This window comes from Micromonospora sp. FIMYZ51 (assembly GCF_038246755.1).
Lineage (GTDB): Bacteria > Actinomycetota > Actinomycetes > Mycobacteriales > Micromonosporaceae > Micromonospora.
Window position 1 is genome coordinate 1446149 of sequence record NZ_CP134706.1, and the last position, 18347, is coordinate 1464495.

An 18347-nucleotide genomic window follows, 5' to 3' on the forward strand; every position below is an offset into this window, starting at 1 on the left:
CCCGCCGAAGGATCTTGGCAAACCTGGGTTGAGAGACGGTCGGAAAACCCGAAGATACCCGAGCGTGCCTCAGCTGCGTCCGGCGCCGCCACCCGAGAAGACCAGCCGCAGCAGTCGGTCGTCCTCCGGTGCCGGTCGGCCCCGCCCGTCATGGTTGGAGGTGCCCACCCAGAGCGAACCGTCCGGTGCGGCGGCGATCGCCCGCAGCCGCCCGTACTCCTCGGTCAGCAGCGCGTGCGGTTGCCCGAGCACGGTGCCGGTCTCGGTGAGCTCGACCAGCCAGAGACGCTGCCCGCGCAGGCAGGCGGTGGTCAGCATCCGCTCCACCGCGGCCAGGCCCGAGCAGGACGCCTCGTCGGTAGTCCACTGCACGATCGGGTCGACGTACTCCTTGTCGCCGCCGCGCCCCTCGACCTCGGGCCAACCGTAGTTCTCGCCCTTGGTGATCTGGTTGATCTCGTCCCAGGTGCTCTGGCCGAACTCGACGGCGTACATCCGGTCGCCCGCCCAGGCGATGCCCTGCACGTTGCGGTGGCCCAGCGACCAGACCGGGGAGTTCGGAAAGGGGTTGCCGGCTGCCGGCTTGCCGTCCGGGGTGATCCGCAGGATCTTGCCGCCGAGCTGCTCGGCGTCCTGGGACTGAGCGGTGTCCCCGGCGTCGCCGGTGCTGGCGTAGAGCTGCCCGTCGGGGCCGAACGCCAGCCCGCCGCCGTTGTGGATGCCGGCCTTGGGGATGCCGGTGAGGATCGGGGTGGGCCGCTCGCCGAGCTTGAACCGGGCGATCCGGTTGTCCCGCTCGGCGGTGTAGTAGACGAACGCCGTCCGGTCCTGCTCGAACTTGGGAGAGACGGCGATGCCCAGCAGGCCACCCTCGCCGCCGGCCGCCACCTCGTCGATGATCTGCACCTCGGTGATCTTCAGGCCGTCCGGGCCGGACTCCGGGCCGACCTGGAGGACCCGGCCGGTGTCGCGCTCGGTGACCAGCGCACCGCCGTCGGGCAGGAACGCGATGCCCCACGGCACCCGCAGCCCCTGGGCGAGCACGGTGGTGACGACCTCCTGGCTGCCGTTGCCGGCGGTGGTCGAGGGGCTGGGCAGGTTCGGTGGCTCGCCGGCCGGGTCCGGGTCCGGTTCGCCGAGGCTGCACCCGGTGGCGACGAGCAGCAACGTCGCGCAGGACGCGGCGAGGAGCGTGCGGACCTGACGGGCGCGGGAGTACGGGGGAGCGCTCACCTCGCCCAGGGTAGCCCGCTGCGGGCACCGGCGCGGAGGCCCACGCCGGTCGCCCTCCGAACGGCGGGGCCTGTCGCAGGGCATATCGTCGACAAGCGTGAAGGTATGGATCCCGCACGAGACCGGCCACGCTTTGCTCGGTGACCTGCCCCCGGAGGTCACCGTCGAGACGATGGCCGACCCCGCGAAGCTGCCCTCGTCGGCGGCCGACGTCCGGTTCTGGGTGCCGCCCTTCCTCGCCCAGCGGGAAGCCACCGCCCTGCTGTCCGAGTTGCCCGAGCTGGCGGTGGTGCAGTTGCTCTCGGCCGGCGCGGACGCCTGGGTCGACCGGGTACCGCCCGGGGTCCTGCTCTGCGACGCCCGGGGCGTGCACGATCCCTCCACCGCCGAGTGGGTGGTCGCCGCGATCCTGTCCCAACTGCGCGCCTTTCCGGCGATGGCCCGCGCCCAGGCGCAGCGGCGGTGGGCGTACGACGACGTGGCGCCCACCGACGAACTGGCCGGCAAGCGGGTGTTGATCGTCGGCGCCGGCTCCATCGGCACCGCCGTACGGCAACGGCTGGCACCGTTCGAGGTGACGTTCACCCTGGTGGCCCGGACCGCCCGGCCGGAAGAGGGGGTGCACGGGGTCGGGGAGCTGACGCAGCTGTTGCCGCACGCCGACGTGGTGGTGGTGCTGGTGCCGCTTACCGAGCAGACCCAGGGGCTTGTCGACGAGAAGTTCCTGGCCGCGATGCGTGATGGTGCGCTGCTGGTGAACGCCGCCCGGGGGCCGGTGGCCCGGACCGACGCACTTGTCGACGAGCTGCCCAGTGGCCGGATCTCCGCCGCGCTGGACGTCACCGATCCGGAGCCGCTGCCCACCGACCATCCGCTCTGGGAGCTGCCGAACGTGTTGATCACCCCGCACGTGGCGGGGTCGGTACGCGGTCTGCTGCCCCGGGCGTACCGCCTGGTCGGCGAGCAGATTCGCCGGTTCGCGACCGGCGCACAGCTGACGAACGTGGTGACGAACGGCTACTGAGCCGGCTCGACCTCGCCCCGACCGGCCGCCGCCGCCAGGCGGGGCAGGTCCTCTCGGCGTACCGCCGGCAGCACCAGCCGCTGGCCGTCGGTGAGCTGGGCGACCGCCCGGCCGCGCGGATCGGCGCCCAGTTCGGCGATCTGCTCCCAGCCGATCCGGCGCTGGCCAACCAGTGCCCGCAGGCGCAGCCCGTCAGCGTCCGCGTCGGTGCCGGCGCGCCAGGCCCAGGCGGCCACCGCCAGCGGTACCAGCAGCACCGGCAGCAGATACGCGCGGGCGCTGGCCAGCGGCACGGCCCCGATGGTGGCGACGATCGCCGCGACCAGGCTGGCCTGGTGGTGCCGGAAACGGACGGTGTCGGAACGGGCCATCCTCCGATGATCCCACCAGCCCCGGGCCGGGTCGCACCGGGCTTCGGCGGGTCGACGCAAGGCGATGCGAGAGTGATCTGACTCACTGTCCGAGGTCGTCACTGACTCGCGTACTGACTCGTTCACCGTTGGTGGGCGGCCGACTACCATGTCGCCGTCCGCCGCACCGCCGCACCGCCGCAGTGTCCCCTCACGAAGGCGAACGCCGTGCCCGTCGCATCAGTCCTCCGCGCCGTCGTCCACCGGCGCATCCTGCCGGAAACCTGCGTCCTCACGGTGGTCGCCGTGCTGGTCGCCATCGGCACCACCGGCCCGGTGCCGGCCCTCGCCGTGGTGGCGCTCGCCGGCGCCGCCGGTTCGACGCTGGCCGGCGTACGCCTGTCCCGGCTGGCCATCGGCCCCGATGGGCCGGCTGCCCGCCGCCCCGGTGGGCGGCTCGCCCGACGCCGGGCCGCCCGACCACGCCGGGCCGCCGCGTTACTGCACGCCGGGGTGGTGACCGCCGGCCTGACTGCGGCGGTACTGCCGCTGGCCTCCGCCGGATACCGACCGGCAGCCGCCGCCACCGGCCTCGTCGGCACCGCCGCCCTGCTCGGCATCGGCCTGTTCAGCCTGCCCCGCCGGCCGCGCCCGCCGACCCGGGTGCGGCTGCGCCGGCTGTTCGACGGTGCCGTGGCCGGGCTCGGCCTGGTGCTCGTGGCCTGGCTGCTGCTGCCGTACGCAGGTGTGCCGGCCGCGGCGCGGTTGGCCACGGCGGCGGCGCTCGGCCTGCTGGCCGGCGACGTGTTGACCGTGCTTACCGGGGCACACCGCAACGCCGGCGCCGCGCGGAGCCGGGTCGGTGCCGCGCTGACCCTGCTCGCGCTGGTGCTGCTGGCCGCGTTGCCGGCCGGGCCCACCGCCGGCCGGGTGGCGCTGCTGGCGGTGGGACCGCTTGTGGTCGGGGTGCTGCTGGTGGCCGACGGGGTGCGGCGCGTGGTGCAGCCGGGCGGGGACCCGCCCCGGCGGGCCACCCTGGTCTGGCCGCGGGCGCTGGTCCCGGCGGCCGGGGTGGTGCTGGCCATCGTCCACCAGTTGCAGGTGGGCCGGCTGCCCGACCGGGTCGCGGTGCTGCTCGCCCTCGCCGCGGTGCCTCCGCTGGTGGCCCGCGAGCTGCTCCGCAGCGACCCGGACCACCCGAGCGACACCGACCCGGACCTGCTGATCGCCGCAGCCACCGCGCCGGCACCCGAACCGGCACCCGAACCGGCCACCGCGATCGAGCCTGCCGTGCCCGCCGGCCGCGCCGCGCTGCTGCGGGCCCTGGCGGCCCGGCCGGCGCCGCCGGTCGGCGCGCTGCTGGTGGTCGACCTGCACCTCACCGAGCTGCCCGGCATGGCGGTCCGCGACGACGTGGCGACCGAGGCGATCCGCCGGGCGCGGGCCGTGGTGGCCCCCGACGACGAGCTGTTCGACCTGGCCGGAAGCGGGCTCGCGGTGATCACCGGGGCCGGGCCGGTGCTGGCGTACGCGCTTGGCGCACGGCTGCTCACCGAGCTGGACCGGCCGTACGAGGTCTCCGGGGCGGTGCTGCGCTCCCGGGCCAGTGTGGGGCTCGCCGAACTCGCCCACGGCGGCCCGGAGGACGTGCTGCGGCAGGCGGACCTGGCCCGGCGGCGCGCGGCCCAGCTCGGCCGGGACCGGATCGAGTGGTACGACGCGTACCTGGAGGAGCAACTGGTGCGCCGGCTGGAGTTGGAGCGGGAGCTGCCCGGCGCGGTCGCCCGGGGCGAGCTGGATCTGGTCTACCAGCCGGTGCTCGGGCTCACCGACCGGTGGCCGGTGGGCACGGAGGCGTTGCTGCGCTGGCGCAGCCCGGTGCTCGGCACGGTGTTCCCGACCGAACTGCTGCCGGTCGCCGAGGATCTCGACATCGTGGGCGAGCTGGGCACGTGGGTGCTGGACCGGGCGTGCCGCCAGTTGGCCGACTGGTCCGCCGGTGGTCGGCGGCTGTGGATGGCGGTGAATGTCTCCGTCCGCGAGCTGACCTCGCCGGACTTCGTGCCCCGGACGGTGGCGGTGCTTGATGCGTACGGGCTGGGGCCGGACCAACTGGTGGTGGAGGTCTCCGAGCCACGGGTGGGTGCCGAACTGCCGACCGTGGTGGCGCGGTTGGCCGGGCTGCGGTCGATGGGCATCCGCACCGCGCTCGACGACTTTCGCGCTGAGCACGCCTCGCTCGCGCAGCTGCGGCGGCTGCCGATCGACCTGCTCAAGGTCGGGCCGGAACTGGTCGCGACGAGCGGGGATCAGCGTCCACTGCTGGACGTGGTGGTCACCGTCGCCGATCGCATCGGGTTGGAGGTGGTGGCCGAGGAGCTGGAATCCGCCCACCAGGTCGACGGGGCGTACCGGGCGGGCTGCCGCTACGGCCAGGGGTTCGAGTTGGCCCGTCCGGCGACCGCGGAGCGGGTCGAGGCGTACTTCGAGGAGTTTCCTTCCACATCACGGTGATGATCGATGGAAACTTAACCGGTTCAGTCGGCGTTCGGCGGCGGTGGACCGGTGCTGCCCCGGGGGGTCAGGTGCGCGGTCTCGTCCTCCAGCCCGGTCGCGGGCGAGCCCTCGATCACCTGCAACAGCTGCCGGGCCGCGTGCGCGCCGTACGCCGGAATGTCCCGCCCGAGCGCGGTCAACGGCGGGTGCACCAGCCGGCACAGCGGGGAGTCGTCCCAGGCCACGATGGACAGATCGGTCGGGACGGCGAGACCCATCTCCTGGGCCACGGAGAGCCCGGCGATCGCCATCACGTCGTTGTCGTAGATCACGGCGGTGGGCCGGAGCCGGGAGCTGAGCAGGCGACGGGTCGCCCGGGCGCCCTCCTCGCCGGTGTAGTCCGAGGAGACGGTGACCGCCTCGGTCAGCCCGAGCCGCTGGCACACCTCGGCGAACGCCTGCGTCCGGATCGCGGTGTGCAGCAGGGCCGGCAGGCCGGCCACGCGGGCGATCCGGCGGTGTCCCAGCGCGTGCAGGTACTCCACGGTCTCCACGAGCGCCGCCGCCTCGTTGGACCAGACGCTGGGCAGGCTGCCGGTGCCGGTCGGGCCGCCGATCACCACGGCGGGCAGGCGCAACTCCTCAAGTACGGGCACCCGGCGGTCGTCGGTACGCAGGTCGCAGACGAGCACCCCGTCCACCCGCCGCTCACCCCACCAGCGCCGGTAGACCTCGATCTCGGCGCTCTGGTCGGCCACCACCTGGAGGGTGAGCGCGTACGACCGGGCGGAGAGTTCCGCCTCCACGCCGCTGATCAGCTCCATGAAGAACGGCTCGATGCCGAGGGTGCGCGCCGGCCGGGCGAGGATCAGCCCGATCGCCCGGGCGGTCGCGCCGGAGAGGGCACGGGCCGCGCTGCTCGGACTGAACCCGATCTCGGCGGCGATGGCCAGGATGCGTTGTCGGGTCGCCTCGGAGACCCCCGGCTGACCGTTTAGCGCGTACGACACGGCGCCCTTGGAAACTCCCGCCCGCCGGGCGACATCCGCGATGGTGGGTCGCTTCACCCGGGTACGTCCTCCTGAACCATCCGCAGCTTGTTCGGTTCAGTCTACGGGCGCACCGCAGGGGTGATCCGTTCAGCGTGCCGGGTGGTGGCGTTGGGCTGCGCCGCCGCGCGGCCCTTCGGGGCGTTCCGGGGAGCCGGCGCGGTGCCCGGATTACGTGTCGGGTACGTCGTTAACCGGCCGTTGACACTGTGGAATCGCGCCCGTACGGTGGCCTCACTTATCCGGTTCAGTCGACGTTCCTCGATCTAGGGAGCGTTCCCACATGGTCTCGGAGGATGGGTCATGAGACGGTCTACGCCTCGTTGGCTGCGGGTCGCAGCCGTAGGTCTGGTGGTCGGGTCGATGGTCGTGGCGTGCAGCGGGCGCAGCACCACCGGCGGCTCCGGCGGCGACGGTGCGGTCACGCTGACGATCAGTTTCTGGGGCGACTTCGGCCTCCAGGATCTCAAGGCGAAGTACGAGGCGGAGCACACCAATGTCAAGATCGCCCTCAACTCGGGCGAGTTCAACGCCCAGCACGAGGACCTCCAGAAGAAGCTGATCGCCGGCTCGGGCGCACCCGACATCGCGGCCATCGACGAGGGCTTCATCGTCCAGTTCCGTGGCCAGGCCGACAAGTTCGTCAACCTGCTGGACAAGGGCGCCGGCAAGCACGAGACCCACTACCTGCCGTGGAAGTGGAAGCAGTCGCTCTCGCCCGACGGCAACACCCAGATCGGTCTCGGCACCGACGTCGGCGGCCTGGCCATGTGCTACCGCACCGACCTCTTCGAGGCGGCCGGCCTGCCCACCGAACGGGACCAGGTCTCCGCGCTCTGGCCCACCTGGGACGACTTCATCCAGGTCGGTCAGCAGTACACCGCCAAGACGAAGAAGAAGTTCATCGACAACGGCACCAACCTGTTCAACCCGATCCTGGGCCAGCAGCCGGTCGGCTTCTACAACGAGAGTGACCAGTTGCAGATGGAGGGCGGCCCCAAGGTCGCCTTCGACTACGCGGTCAAGGCCGTCGACGCCGGCATCTCCGCCAACCTGACCAGTTTCCAGGCCGACTGGGACAAGGGCTTCACCAGCGGATCGTTCGCGGTGCTCGCCTGCCCGGCGTGGATGCTCGGGCACATCCAGAACACCGCGCCCGGCACCAAGGGCAAGTGGGACATCGCCGCGGTGCCCGGTGGCGGTGGCAACTGGGGCGGCTCCTTCCTGACCATTCCCAAGCAGGGCAAGAACGTCGACGAGGCGTACAAGTTCCTGGACTGGCTGATCCAGCCCGAGCAGCAGATCGAGATCTTCAAGACGGTCGGCAACCTGCCGTCGCAGCCGGGTCTCTACACCGACCCCGCGATCACGGAGTTCAAGAACGAGTTCTTCAACTCCGCGCCGGTCGGGCAGATCTTCCCCAAGATGGCGCAGGCCCTGACGCCGCAGTACCTGGGCAAGAAGAACGGCCCCACCCGGGTCGCGGTGGAGAACGTGCTCAACCGGGTGCAGAACGGCACGCTCAAGTCGGACGCGGCCTGGGCCGAGGCGATCAAGGAAGCCGAGAAGGCCAGCAAGTAGCCGTGCGGGGGCGGTGCGGGTGACGGTCAGCCCGCGCCGCCCCCGGCGTACGCCTGCCCGCGCCTTCCGGCACCCGTCTTCCGCCGCATCCGTCCGTCCGCACCTGGAGAGTGCCCATGTCCGCCACGCGCGCGGCCCCCGAACCGACCACCCGCCGCCCCCCACCCGCCCGAAGCCGGCGAATGACCTGGCATGACCGGCTGCACCGCTTCGACGTACGGGTCGTCCCGTACCTGTTGATCGCGCCGTTCTTCCTGCTCTTCTTCGTCTTCGGGCTCTTCCCGATGATCTTCAACGGGGTGGTGGCGCTGCGCCACTGGCGCCTGGACGACCCGGAGCTGACCGGGTGGGCCGGCTTCGAGAACTTCGGCCGGCTCTTCAGCGACGGCGACTTCGGCAACGCGCTCTACAACACCTTCGGTATCTTCCTGCTCTCCACGGTCCCGCAGCTGTTGCTGGCGCTGGTCATCGCGTCGATGCTCAACCGTAGGCTGCGTGCGCAGACCTGGTGGCGGGTAAGCGTCCTGCTGCCCTACATCACCCCGATCACCGCCTCCACGCTTGTCTTCAACGTCTTCTTCTCCCGTGATCTCGGGATGGCGAACTGGGCGCTCGGGCTGATCGGCATCGGCACCGAGAACCCGATCGACTGGCGGGCGGACAAGCTGCACTCCTGGATCGCCATCGCCACGATGGTCAACTGGAAGTGGATCGGCTACAACGCGCTGCTCTACCTGGCCGCGATGCAGTCCATCCCGCGCGACGTCTACGAGGCGTCCGCGCTGGACGGCGCCGGCCCGTGGCGTCAGCTCTGGCGGATCACCGTACCGATGATCCGTCCGGTGGTGATCTTCACGGTGGTGCTCTCCACCATCGGCGGGCTCCAGCTCTTCACCGAGCCGATGCTCTTCGACCTCAACGCGCAGACCGCCCGGGGCGGGGCCGGCGGTGAGTGGCAGACCGTCGCGCAGCTGATCTACAAGGTGGGCTGGAAGGACCTGAATCTCGGCTACGCCGCCGCGATGTCCTGGGCGCTGTTCCTCATCATCCTGGCGGTCGCCGCCCTGAACACTTACTTGACCAACCGCCTGTCAGGGGGACGCAAGTGACGACCGTTGCCCCGCCGCGCGGCGAGCCCGCGCCGGCACCGACGACCGGGCGTAAGCGGGCCGTCCTGATGGGTCGGGCGCCGCAGGACACCCCGGGCGGATTCTGGACGTACGCCTTCCTGGCGGTGACCGCCCTGTTCGCGGCGTTCCCGCTGTACTGGATGTTCGTCATCGCCACAAGCACCGACGAGGCCACCGCCCAACTGCCGCCGGTGGTGATCCCGGGCGACCAGTTCCTGGTCAACCTGGACGAGGTCTTCTCGATGCAGGACGTCTACTTCGCCGCCTCCCTGGTGAACAGCGTCATCGTCGCGACCGTGGTGACCGCCTCGGTGCTGTTCTTCTGCTCGCTGGCCGGGTTCGCCTTCGCCAAGCTCCGGTTCAAGGGCAGCCGGGCACTGCTGCTCTTCGTGATCCTCACCCTGACCGTGCCCAACCAACTCGGCGTGGTGGCGCTCTACATCGTGATGGGCGAGCTGGGTTGGAACGGCACCCTGCTGGCGGTGATCGTGCCCGGCATGGTCACCGCGTTCGGCGTGTTCTACATGCGGCAGTTCATCGTCAACGCGGTGCCGGACGAACTGGTCGAGTCGGCGCGCATCGACGGCGCCAGCACCATGCGGGTCTACTGGAACATCGTCCTGCCCGCCGTGCGTCCGGCACTGGCGGTGCTCGGCCTGCTCACCTTCGTGGCCACCTGGAACGACTTCCAGTGGCCCCTGATCACCCTCAACGGCACCGACTACCCCACCTCGATGGTGGCCATCTCCGACCTGGCCAGCGGCAACTACGTGATCTACCGCCGGGTGCTGGCCGGAGCCTTCGTGGCCACGGTGCCACTGTTGATCATGCTCGTCATCGGCGGTCGGCAGATCGTCCGCGGAATCATGGAAGGCGCGGTGAAGTCTTGAGCGACGCGCGGGGGACCGGGCCGGACCGGCTGGCGCTGCACCAGGGTTGGACGCTGCGAGCGGCACCCGGCCCGCAACTGCCAGCCGGCATCGACGGCCGGACAGTGCCGGCCACCGTGCCCGGCTGCGTGCACACCGACCTGCTCGCCGCCGGGCTGATTCCCGACCCGTACCTGGACGACAACGAGACCGCGCTGAGCTGGATCGGGCACACCGACTGGAGCTACGAAACCACCTTCGACCGGCCGACTGGCGACCACCACCGCCTCGACCTGGTCTGCGCCGGGCTGGACACGGTCGCCACGCTCAGCCTCAACGGCGTCGAGCTCGGCCGCACCGAGAACATGCACCGCGGCTACCGCTTCGACGTCGGGTCGCTGCTCCGCGCCGAGGACAACACCCTCGCCGTACGCTTCGACTCCGCCTACCGGTACGCCGAGGCGCACCGCGACCGGCTCGGAGACCGGCCCAACGCCTACCCGGAGCCGTTCCAGTTCATCCGCAAGATGGCCTGCAACTTCGGCTGGGACTGGGGTCCGACGGTGGTCACCGCGGGCATCTGGCAGGAGATCGGCCTGCACGGCTGGTCGACCGCCCGGCTGGCGCTGGTGCGCCCACTTGTCACCGTGGAGCGCGACACCGGCCGGGTGGAGCTGCACGTGGAGGTCGAACGCGCCACCGACGCGCCGCGCCCCGGGCCCGCCGAGCCGACCGCCGGCCACCCCGAAGCGGCCCACGCGACCGCCGACGTGCCGCTCACCGTGCAGGCCGAGGTGGCCGGGGTGACCGCCGAGGTCACCATCGCGGCGGGGCAGCGGGCCGCCGTGCTTACCCTCACCGTCGCCGAACCCGAACTGTGGTGGCCGCACGGCCACGGCGCCCAGCATCGCTACCCGCTGGCGGTCACCCTGCACGGACCGGACGGCACCATCCTCGACGACTGGCACCGGCGGATCGGCTTCCGCGCGGTACGCCTGGACACCACCCCCGACGAGCACGGCGCACCGTTCACCCTGCACGTCAACGACGTGCCGATCTTCGTACGCGGGGTGAACTGGATCCCCGACGACGCCTTTCCCACCCGGGTCACCCGGGACCGTCTCGCCCACCGCTTCGACCAGGCCATCGGGGCCAACGTGAACCTGCTGCGGGTCTGGGGCGGGGGCCGGTACGAGTCGGAGGACTTCTACGACCTGGCCGACGAGCGCGGGCTGCTGGTGCAGCAGGACTTCCTGTTCGCCTGCGCGGCCTATCCGGAGGAGGAACCGTTCCACGCCGAGGTGGCCGCCGAGGCCACCGAGCAGGTGGTCCGCCTCGCGTCGCATCCCTCGCTGGTGCTCTGGACCGGCAACAACGAGAACATCTGGGGCTGGCACGACTGGGGCTGGCAGGACGCCCTCGCCGGGCGCAGCTGGGGGCGGGGCTACTACCTTGAGCTGCTGCCCCGGATCGTCGCCGACCTCGACCCGACCCGACCGTACTGGCCGGGCAGCCCCTGGTCGGGCAGCGAGGAGATCCACCCCAACGACCCGGCGTACGGCACCATGCACATCTGGGACGTGTGGAACTCCGACGACTACGTCAAGTACCGCGAATACCTGCCCCGCTTCGTCGCCGAGTTCGGCTACCAGGGCCCTCCCGCGTACGCGACGCTGCGCCGGGCGCTCTCCGACGAGCCCCTCGCCCCCGACTCGCCCGGCATGGCGCACCACCAGAAGGCCGCCGACGGTGACCTGAAGCTGCGCCGGGGGCTGGACGCGCACCTGCCGGCACCCCGCGACTTCGACGACTGGCACTGGCTCACCCAGCTCAACCAGGGGCGCGCCATCCAGCTCGGAGTGGAGCACTTCCGCTCTCACCGGGGCGTGTGCATGGGCACCATCGTCTGGCAGCTCAACGACTGCTGGCCGGTCACCTCGTGGGCGGCGATCGACGGCGACGGCCGCCGCAAACCACTCTGGTACGCCCTGCGCCGCGCCTACGCCGACCGGCTGCTCACCATCCAACCCCGCGACGGCGGACTGGCCCTGGTCGCGGTCAACGACAGCGGTCGACCGTGGCGGGCGTCGACCACCGTCGCCCGGCTCGCCCTGACCGGGGAACCGATGTCGAAGACCACAGTGGAACTGGACGTCCCCGGGTACGCGACGGCGACCGTGACGCTGCCGGCGGAGCTGACCCGGCCCGACGAGCCCCGGAAGGAGTTGCTGGTCGCCGACACCGGCGACCCGACCCAACGGGCACTCTGGTTCTTCGCCGAGGACCGCGACATCGACTACCCGTCGGCCGGGTACGACGCCACGGTCGAGTCGGTCGACGGCGGCCAACTGGTCCGCGTCACCGCCCGCACCATGCTGCGCGACGTGACCCTCTTCCCGGACCGCCTCGACCCGTCCGCCCAGGTCGACGACGCCCTGATAACCCTGCTCCCCGGCGAGTCGGCGACGTTCACGGTGCGGGCTGACGCGCCGCTCGACCCCGTCGCGCTCACCAGCCGCCCCACCCTCCGCTGCGTGAACGACCGGTAAGGAAGGGCCCCCTATTAACGCCTCGTGTAGAGGAAGGGCCCCTTCTTAACAACAAACAAGCCCCTGAAAACACCACCACCCGAAGGGGGATCCGATGAGGAGAAGACTGGGCGGCGTACTGCTGGCCCTGGCCGGCCTGCTGGCGACGACGGCTGCCGGGCCGGCGGCGGCCGTACCCCCGACAGGCCCGCCCGCACCCCCGGCGGACGCGGCGGCCCACGCGGCACCTGGCCAAGCGAGGGCCCAGGCGGCAGCAGCCCACGCGACAGCAGGCCAGGCGGCAGCCCACGCGACAGCAGGCCAGGCGGCAGCCCACGCGACAGCAGGCCAGGCAGCAGCCCACGCGACAGCAGGCCAGGTGGCAGCCCACGCGACAGCAGGCCAGGCGACGGTAGGCCAAGCGGCGGCCCAGGCGGCACCTGGCCAAGTGGCGGCAGGCCAGGCGGCGGCAGGCCAGGTGGCGGGCGGCGGCCAGGGCTTCGTGGTACGCAAGGGCGACCGGTTGTACGCCGACGGCAAGCCGTTCCGGTTCGCCGGCACCAACAACTACTACCTGATGTACAAGTCCCGGGCGATGGTCGACGACGTGTTCGCCGACGCGCGGGCGGCCGGCTTCACCGTGCTGCGGCACTGGGGATTCCTCGACATCGGGACGCCCGACGGCACCGACTCGGTGCACGGGCCCGCCGACGGAGTGTGGTTCCAGCACTGGGACGGCGAGCGGCCCGTGATCAACGGCGGGCCCGACGGCCTGCAACGCCTCGACTACGTGCTTGCCGCCGCCCGCCGGGCCGGCATCCGCGTGATCATCCCGCTGACCAACAACTGGCGCGACTTCGGCGGCATCGACCAGTACGTCCGTTGGCGCGGCGCCGACCACCACGACGACTTCTACACCGACCCGGTGATCCGTGGCTGGTACCGGGACTGGGTGACGCATCTGCTCAACCGGGTCAACACGGTGACCGGGGTGGCGTACAAGGACGATCCCACAATCATGGCCTGGGAGTTGGCGAACGAGCCGCGCTGCAAGGGTTCCGGGGTCTATCCGCCGTCGCCGCAGTGCTCCACCGACACGATCACCACCTGGGCCGACGAGATGAGCCGGCACATCAAGTCCGTCGACCGCCGGCACCTGGTCGGCGTCGGCGACGAGGGCTTCTTCTGTGACGGTCCGGACGCCGGCCACTGGACGGTCAACTGCGGTGAGGGCGTGGACTCGATCGCGTTGAGCCGACTGCCCGCCGTCGACGTGCTCGGCTATCACCTGTACCCGGACCACTGGGGCACCGACGCCGACTGGAGCGTGCGCTGGATCGAGCGGCACAACCGGGAGGCGAAGCGGATCGGCAAGCCGGCCCTGCTCGGCGAGTTCGGCTGGCACGACCGGGCCACCCGCAACCCGGTCTACCAGCGCTGGACCGACACCTTCAGCCGCACCGGCGGCACCGGCTTCCTGTACTGGATCCTCTCCGGCGTCTCCGACGACGGCACGCTCTATCCGGACTACGACGGCTACACCGTCTACTGCCCCAGCCCGGTCTGCACCACCCTGAGCAACGCGGGGGAGAGCATCCGCCGGGGTTTCCGGCCACGCCCGCCGGTCGCCGACCACGACACCGCGGTCACCGCGGCCGGCACGCCGGTCACCCTCACCCCGACGAGCAACGACATCGCGTACGCGGCAACCGTGCGGCCGTCCACCATCGACCTCGATCCGACGGTACGCGGACAGCAGCGCGCGGTGTCCGTCACCGGCGGTCGGTTCGCGCTGGGCATCAACGGGTCGGTGGTGTTCACCCCGGCGGACGGGTTCCAGGGCCGGGTCGTCGCCGGGTACACCGTCGAAGACAACGCGGGCCGGCGGTCGAAGGTGGCCGAGTTGACCGTCACCGTCAAGCCGGCGCCCGGCGACCCGATCCGGCTCGCCTCCTGGGAGACCGGCCTGGAGGGCTGGGCGCCGGGTGACTGGCAGCCCGACGCGGGCACCCTGGACCGTACCGACGAATTCGCCACCGACGGCACGTACGGCCTGCGGGTCAGCGCGACCGGTGGCGGCTGGTTCGGGGTGGCCCTGCCCGAGCCGGTCGACCTGTCGACCAAGGCGGTGCTCCGCTACGACGTGCGCACCTCGGCCTCGGCGGGCACCTCCACCTCGATCGCCGTGCAGACCGGTGCCGGTTGGGCCTGGTGCCAGTCGAGTTTCGGCTGGGTGAACCAGGGCTCCACCACCACGGTCGAGATCGACCTGCTCACCGAGATGTCCTGCGACACCTCGGCCCTGGCGGACGTACGCGGGATCCTGATCTGGGTCAGCCCCGGCACCCACGACCTGGATCACCTCCGCGCCGAGTAGGCCACCCGGTCGTACGGCCGCACCCGGGGCCTTCGCGCCGGGTGGGCGGTAGGGCCGCCCGGCCGCACCCACGGTGCGCCGGGGCGAGGGGCAGAGCAGCGGTGGGGTACCGGGCCGGCGCGCGGTCCCCACCGCTTGCGGCGTGTAGGCGAGTGCTCTCCGAATTGAAGAATTCTGCAAGTGATAAACTCTTCACCATGCCGTTCGTGGCGCCGGGAGGAGACTGAGCCGTGTCCGTGCCGCTTTACCAGGCGAAGGCCGAGCTGTTCCGCACGCTCGGGCATCCGGTCCGCATCCGGGTGCTGGAGCTGCTCCAGGACGGCCCCAAGCCGGTACGTGACCTGCTCGCCGCCATCGAGGTGGAGGCGTCGAATCTCTCCCAACAGCTCGCCGTGCTGCGCCGGGCCGGCATGGTCACCTCGTACCGCGACGGCCCCCTGGTGATGTACGCGCTGAGCACGCCCGACGTCGCCGACCTGCTGGCCGCGGGCCGGCGGATCCTCGGCGCGGTGCTCACCGACCGGGACGCCCTGCTGGACGAACTGCGCGCCGGCGGACCAGACCGGTGACGCCCACCGACACCAGGCCGGTCAACCCGGCCGGACCGACCCTGTCCGCCGCCTGGCACCGCGTCCGCGACCTGCTACCCGGCCGCGCCGACTGGCACTCGGTACGCCGCTCACCCCGGCGGGACCTCGTCGCAGGGCTCACCGTCGCCGTGGTCGCGCTCCCGCTGGCGCTCGCCTTCGGGGTCACCTCCGGGCTCGGCGCGGAGGCCGGTCTGATCACCGCCGTGGTCGCCGGTGCGGTGGCGGCCGTCTTCGGCGGCTCGAACCTCCAGGTCTCCGGCCCGACCGGCGCGATGACAGTGGTGCTGGTGCCGGTCGTGGCGCAGTTCGGGTCGACAGGCGTACTCATGGTCGGTGCGCTGGCCGGGCTGATCCTGATCGCCCTGGCCCTCGCCCGCCTCGGCCGTTACGTCCGTTACCTGCCGGTGCCGGTGATCGAGGGCTTCACCGCCGGCATCGCCGTGGTCATCGCCCTGCAACAGGTACCGGCCGCGCTCGGCGTCACCGACGCACAGGGCGACCGGGTGTGGGCGGTGGCGGCCGACGCGGTCGCCCGTTTCGTCGTACACCCTCGGCCGGCCGCCGTCGCGGTGGCCCTCGGTGTCGCGGCGGTGATGCTGCTCGGTGCCCGGTGGCGTCCCGGGCTGCCCTTCTCCCTGCTCGCGGTGGCCGCCGCCACGCTGCTCGCCGAGTTCGCGCCGGTCGACCTGGTCCGGATCGGTGCGCTGCCGCAGGCGCTGCCCGCGCCGTCGCTGGACTTTCTCGACCTCGGGGCGGTGGGTGTGCTGCTGCCTGCCGCGTTCGCGGTGGCGGCGCTTGCCGCGCTGGAGAGTCTGCTCTCGGCCACCGTCGCCGACGGGATGACCGTCGGCCAGCGGCACGACCCCGACCGGGAACTCTTCGGGCAGGGCCTGGCCAACCTGGCCTCCCCGCTGTTCGGCGGCATCCCGGCCACTGCGGCCATCGCGCGTACCGCCGTAAACGTACGGGCCGGAGCGGTCTCGAAGCTGGCCGCGCTCACCCACGCGGTGGCGCTGGCCGGCATCGTGCTGGCTGCCGCCCCGCTGGTCGGCCGCATTCCGCTCGCCGCCCTGGCCGGAGTCCTGCTGGCCACCACGGTACGGATGGTCGAGGCGGCGTCGCTGTGGGCGCTCGCCCGCGCCACCCGGGGCGACGCGCTCGTGCTGGTGCTGACCTTCGCCGTCACCGTGATCTGGGACCTGGTCTCCGCCGTGGCCGTCGGCGTCGGCGTGGCCGTCGTGGTGGCGCTGCGCGCGATCGCCCGCAGCGTGAAACTCGAACAGGTGCCGCTCGACGCCAGCGAGCACACCGCCGAGGAGCAGGCCCTGCTCGCCGAGCACATCGTGGCCTACCGGCTGGACGGGCCGTTGTTCTTCGCCGCCGCGCACAACTTCCTGCTCCGGCTCTCCGACGTCGCCGACGTACGGGTGGTCATCCTGCGGATGTCGCGGGTCTCCACCATCGACGCCACCGGTGCCCACGTTCTCGGCGACGCCATCCGCCGGCTCCAGGGACGCGGCATCACCGTGCTGCTCTCCGGCGTCGTACCCGGCCACGACCAGGTGCTCGACGCCCTCGGCGTGGCCGACCAACTGCGCCGCGACGGACTGGTCTTCGCCGACACCCCGGCCGCCATCGCGTACGCCCGAGCCCTCGCCCTGGCCCCCACCGGGTGACCGGGGAGGCGACCCCGCTCATTGACTGGCGCCGTATCCGTAGGGACCGTGGGATCGTCGTGCGACGGGTAATTTGCAAACGGGCGAGGCGAGGAGAAGACAGGTGGCTGCTGGCGGCTTTTCGTCGAGACGGCTGGTTCGCGTGCGGCAGCTGCTTGAGCGGCACGTCGAGTCCGGCCTTGTTCCGGGCGCGGTGGCCGTCCTCGCCCGCAAGGGCGAGGTGCACGTGGTGGCGACGGGCAGGCTCGCGTTCGAGGGCGTCGGATCGAGCACGCCGATGGCGGGCGACACGATCTGTCGCCTGGGCTCGATGAGCAAGCCGATCGCCGCCGCGTGTGCGATGACGCTCGTCGAGGACGGCACCCTGCGGCTCGATGACCCGGTCGACGACCTGCTCCCCGAGCTGGCCAAAATGACCGTGCTCACCGATCCGCACGGGCCACTGGACGACACCGTTGCGGCGCAGCGTTCGATCACGCTGCGGGATCTGCTGACCTACACCCTCGGCATCGGCATGGTCCCTGCCCAGCCGGGAACGGTTCCGATCGCCGATGCGCTGGACACCCTCGGCAGCCCGTCGCCGGACGAGTGGCTCGGCCGGCTCGGCCGGCTTCCACTCGTCCACCAGCCGGGCGAGCGCTGGATGTACCACACCGCCGCCGACGTGACGGGTGTGCTCATCGCCCGGGCCACCGGCATGTCCTTCGAGGATGCCTTGCGCGAGCGGATCTGCGACCCGCTCGGGATGAAGGACACCGCGTTCAGCGTGGGCGGCGAGAGCATGGATCGGTTCGCCACGGCGTACGAACGGGACAGCGCCCCCAGCGGTGCGGCGATCGTCGAGGACACCCCCGACGGGCGGTGGAGCCGGCCGCCGACATTCGAGTCAGGGGGCGGCGGGATGGTCTCGACCGCCGACGACTACCTCGCCTTCGCCTCGGCGTTGCTCGCGGGCGGCGCCCACTGCGGCGAGCGGGTGCTTTCGCGGCCGGCGGTGACCCTGATGACCACCGACCACCTGTCTGCCGAACAGAAGGCGATCTCCGGATTCTGGCCGGGCTACTTCGACGCGATGGGCTGGGGTTTCGGAATGTCGGTCCGGACCCGTCGTACGCTGCTGGGCCCCTCGGTCGGCAGCTACGGATGGCCCGGCTTCTACGGCACCGCCTGGTACAACGATCCCGCCGAGGAGCTGACGACGATCCTCATGATGCAGCGGGCGCACTTCGGCGACCAGACGCTGCCCATCTGGCACGACTTCTGGAACGCCGTCTACCAGGCAATCGACGACTAACTCGACCGCTGTAGCGCGGTGACGAGATCACCTACCGAGGTCGAGGGGTTTCCTGCGGGCGGCGGATCGAGTCGTGCTGCTCGCTGGCATGCGGTCGCAACCCCATCCCGAAAGCTGTCGAAGTTCAGTGCCGTCTTGTCCCAGTCTGCC

At 71.6% G+C, this 18347-nt stretch carries 13 protein-coding genes; 10 read left to right on the top strand and 3 right to left on the bottom strand.

Annotated elements, in window-relative coordinates:
• Window positions 1-69: 69 nt before the first annotated feature.
• Complete coding sequence (locus QQG74_RS06805; RefSeq protein WP_341721152.1) at window positions 70-1242, bottom strand: PQQ-dependent sugar dehydrogenase; 1173 nt, start codon at window positions 1240-1242, stop codon at window positions 70-72.
• An 88-nt stretch (window positions 1243-1330) separates the two neighbouring features.
• Between QQG74_RS06805 and QQG74_RS06810 the strand changes: the two genes are divergently transcribed.
• Window positions 1331-2257: a 2-hydroxyacid dehydrogenase gene (locus tag QQG74_RS06810; protein WP_341719447.1), complete on the top strand. Its 927-nt coding sequence runs from the start codon at window positions 1331-1333 to the stop codon at window positions 2255-2257.
• Here QQG74_RS06810 and QQG74_RS06815 read toward each other — a convergent pair.
• On the bottom strand, window positions 2251-2628 hold the full coding sequence (locus QQG74_RS06815; RefSeq protein WP_341719448.1) for a PH domain-containing protein: 378 nt from the start codon (window positions 2626-2628) through the stop codon (window positions 2251-2253). The two genes, QQG74_RS06810 and QQG74_RS06815, sit on opposite strands and share 7 nt — an antisense overlap.
• Window positions 2629-2835: 207 nt before the next feature.
• On the opposite strand from QQG74_RS06815, the gene QQG74_RS06820 reads away from it, so the two are divergent.
• Window positions 2836-5121 (top strand): bifunctional diguanylate cyclase/phosphodiesterase, encoded by a 2286-nt coding sequence (locus QQG74_RS06820; protein ID WP_341719449.1) that lies wholly within the window; start codon window positions 2836-2838, stop codon window positions 5119-5121.
• Between the two features lie 23 nt (window positions 5122-5144).
• Here QQG74_RS06820 and QQG74_RS06825 read toward each other — a convergent pair whose 3' ends face one another.
• On the bottom strand, window positions 5145-6170 hold the full coding sequence (locus QQG74_RS06825; protein WP_341719450.1) for a LacI family DNA-binding transcriptional regulator: 1026 nt from the start codon (window positions 6168-6170) through the stop codon (window positions 5145-5147).
• Window positions 6171-6455: 285 nt separating this feature from the next.
• Here QQG74_RS06825 and QQG74_RS06830 point away from each other — a divergent pair, with 285 nt between their 5' ends.
• The 8 genes from QQG74_RS06830 to QQG74_RS06865 all read left to right on the top strand — a co-directional run bounded on the left by QQG74_RS06830 (window position 6456) and on the right by QQG74_RS06865 (window position 18197).
• Entirely contained in the window at window positions 6456-7733 is a 1278-nt protein-coding gene (locus QQG74_RS06830) for an extracellular solute-binding protein (RefSeq protein WP_341719451.1), read from the top strand.
• 116 nt (window positions 7734-7849) lie between these two features.
• Window positions 7850-8842, top strand: a complete 993-nt coding sequence (locus QQG74_RS06835; RefSeq protein WP_341719452.1) for a sugar ABC transporter permease — start codon at window positions 7850-7852, stop codon at window positions 8840-8842.
• A gap of 68 nt (window positions 8843-8910) precedes the next feature.
• The gene (locus QQG74_RS06840; RefSeq protein ID WP_341721153.1) at window positions 8911-9753 is read left to right on the top strand and encodes a carbohydrate ABC transporter permease; all 843 of its coding nucleotides are present in this window, start codon (window positions 8911-8913) and stop codon (window positions 9751-9753) included.
• Complete coding sequence (locus QQG74_RS06845) at window positions 9750-12281, top strand: glycoside hydrolase family 2 protein (RefSeq protein WP_341719453.1); 2532 nt, start codon at window positions 9750-9752, stop codon at window positions 12279-12281. Before QQG74_RS06840 ends, QQG74_RS06845 begins: the two co-directional genes overlap by 4 nt.
• 427 nt (window positions 12282-12708) lie before the next feature.
• Window positions 12709-14637 (top strand): cellulase family glycosylhydrolase, encoded by a 1929-nt coding sequence (locus QQG74_RS06850; protein ID WP_341719454.1) that lies wholly within the window; start codon window positions 12709-12711, stop codon window positions 14635-14637.
• Between the two features lie 230 nt (window positions 14638-14867).
• On the top strand, window positions 14868-15206 hold the full coding sequence (locus tag QQG74_RS06855; RefSeq protein WP_341719455.1) for a metalloregulator ArsR/SmtB family transcription factor: 339 nt from the start codon (window positions 14868-14870) through the stop codon (window positions 15204-15206).
• 41 nt (window positions 15207-15247) lie between these two features.
• Window positions 15248-16903 (top strand): SulP family inorganic anion transporter, encoded by a 1656-nt coding sequence (locus tag QQG74_RS06860; protein WP_341721154.1) that lies wholly within the window; start codon window positions 15248-15250, stop codon window positions 16901-16903.
• 142 nt (window positions 16904-17045) lie between these two features.
• Window positions 17046-18197, top strand: coding sequence for a serine hydrolase domain-containing protein (locus tag QQG74_RS06865; RefSeq protein ID WP_341719456.1), 1152 nt, complete (start codon window positions 17046-17048; stop codon window positions 18195-18197).
• Window positions 18198-18347 lie beyond the last annotated feature (150 nt).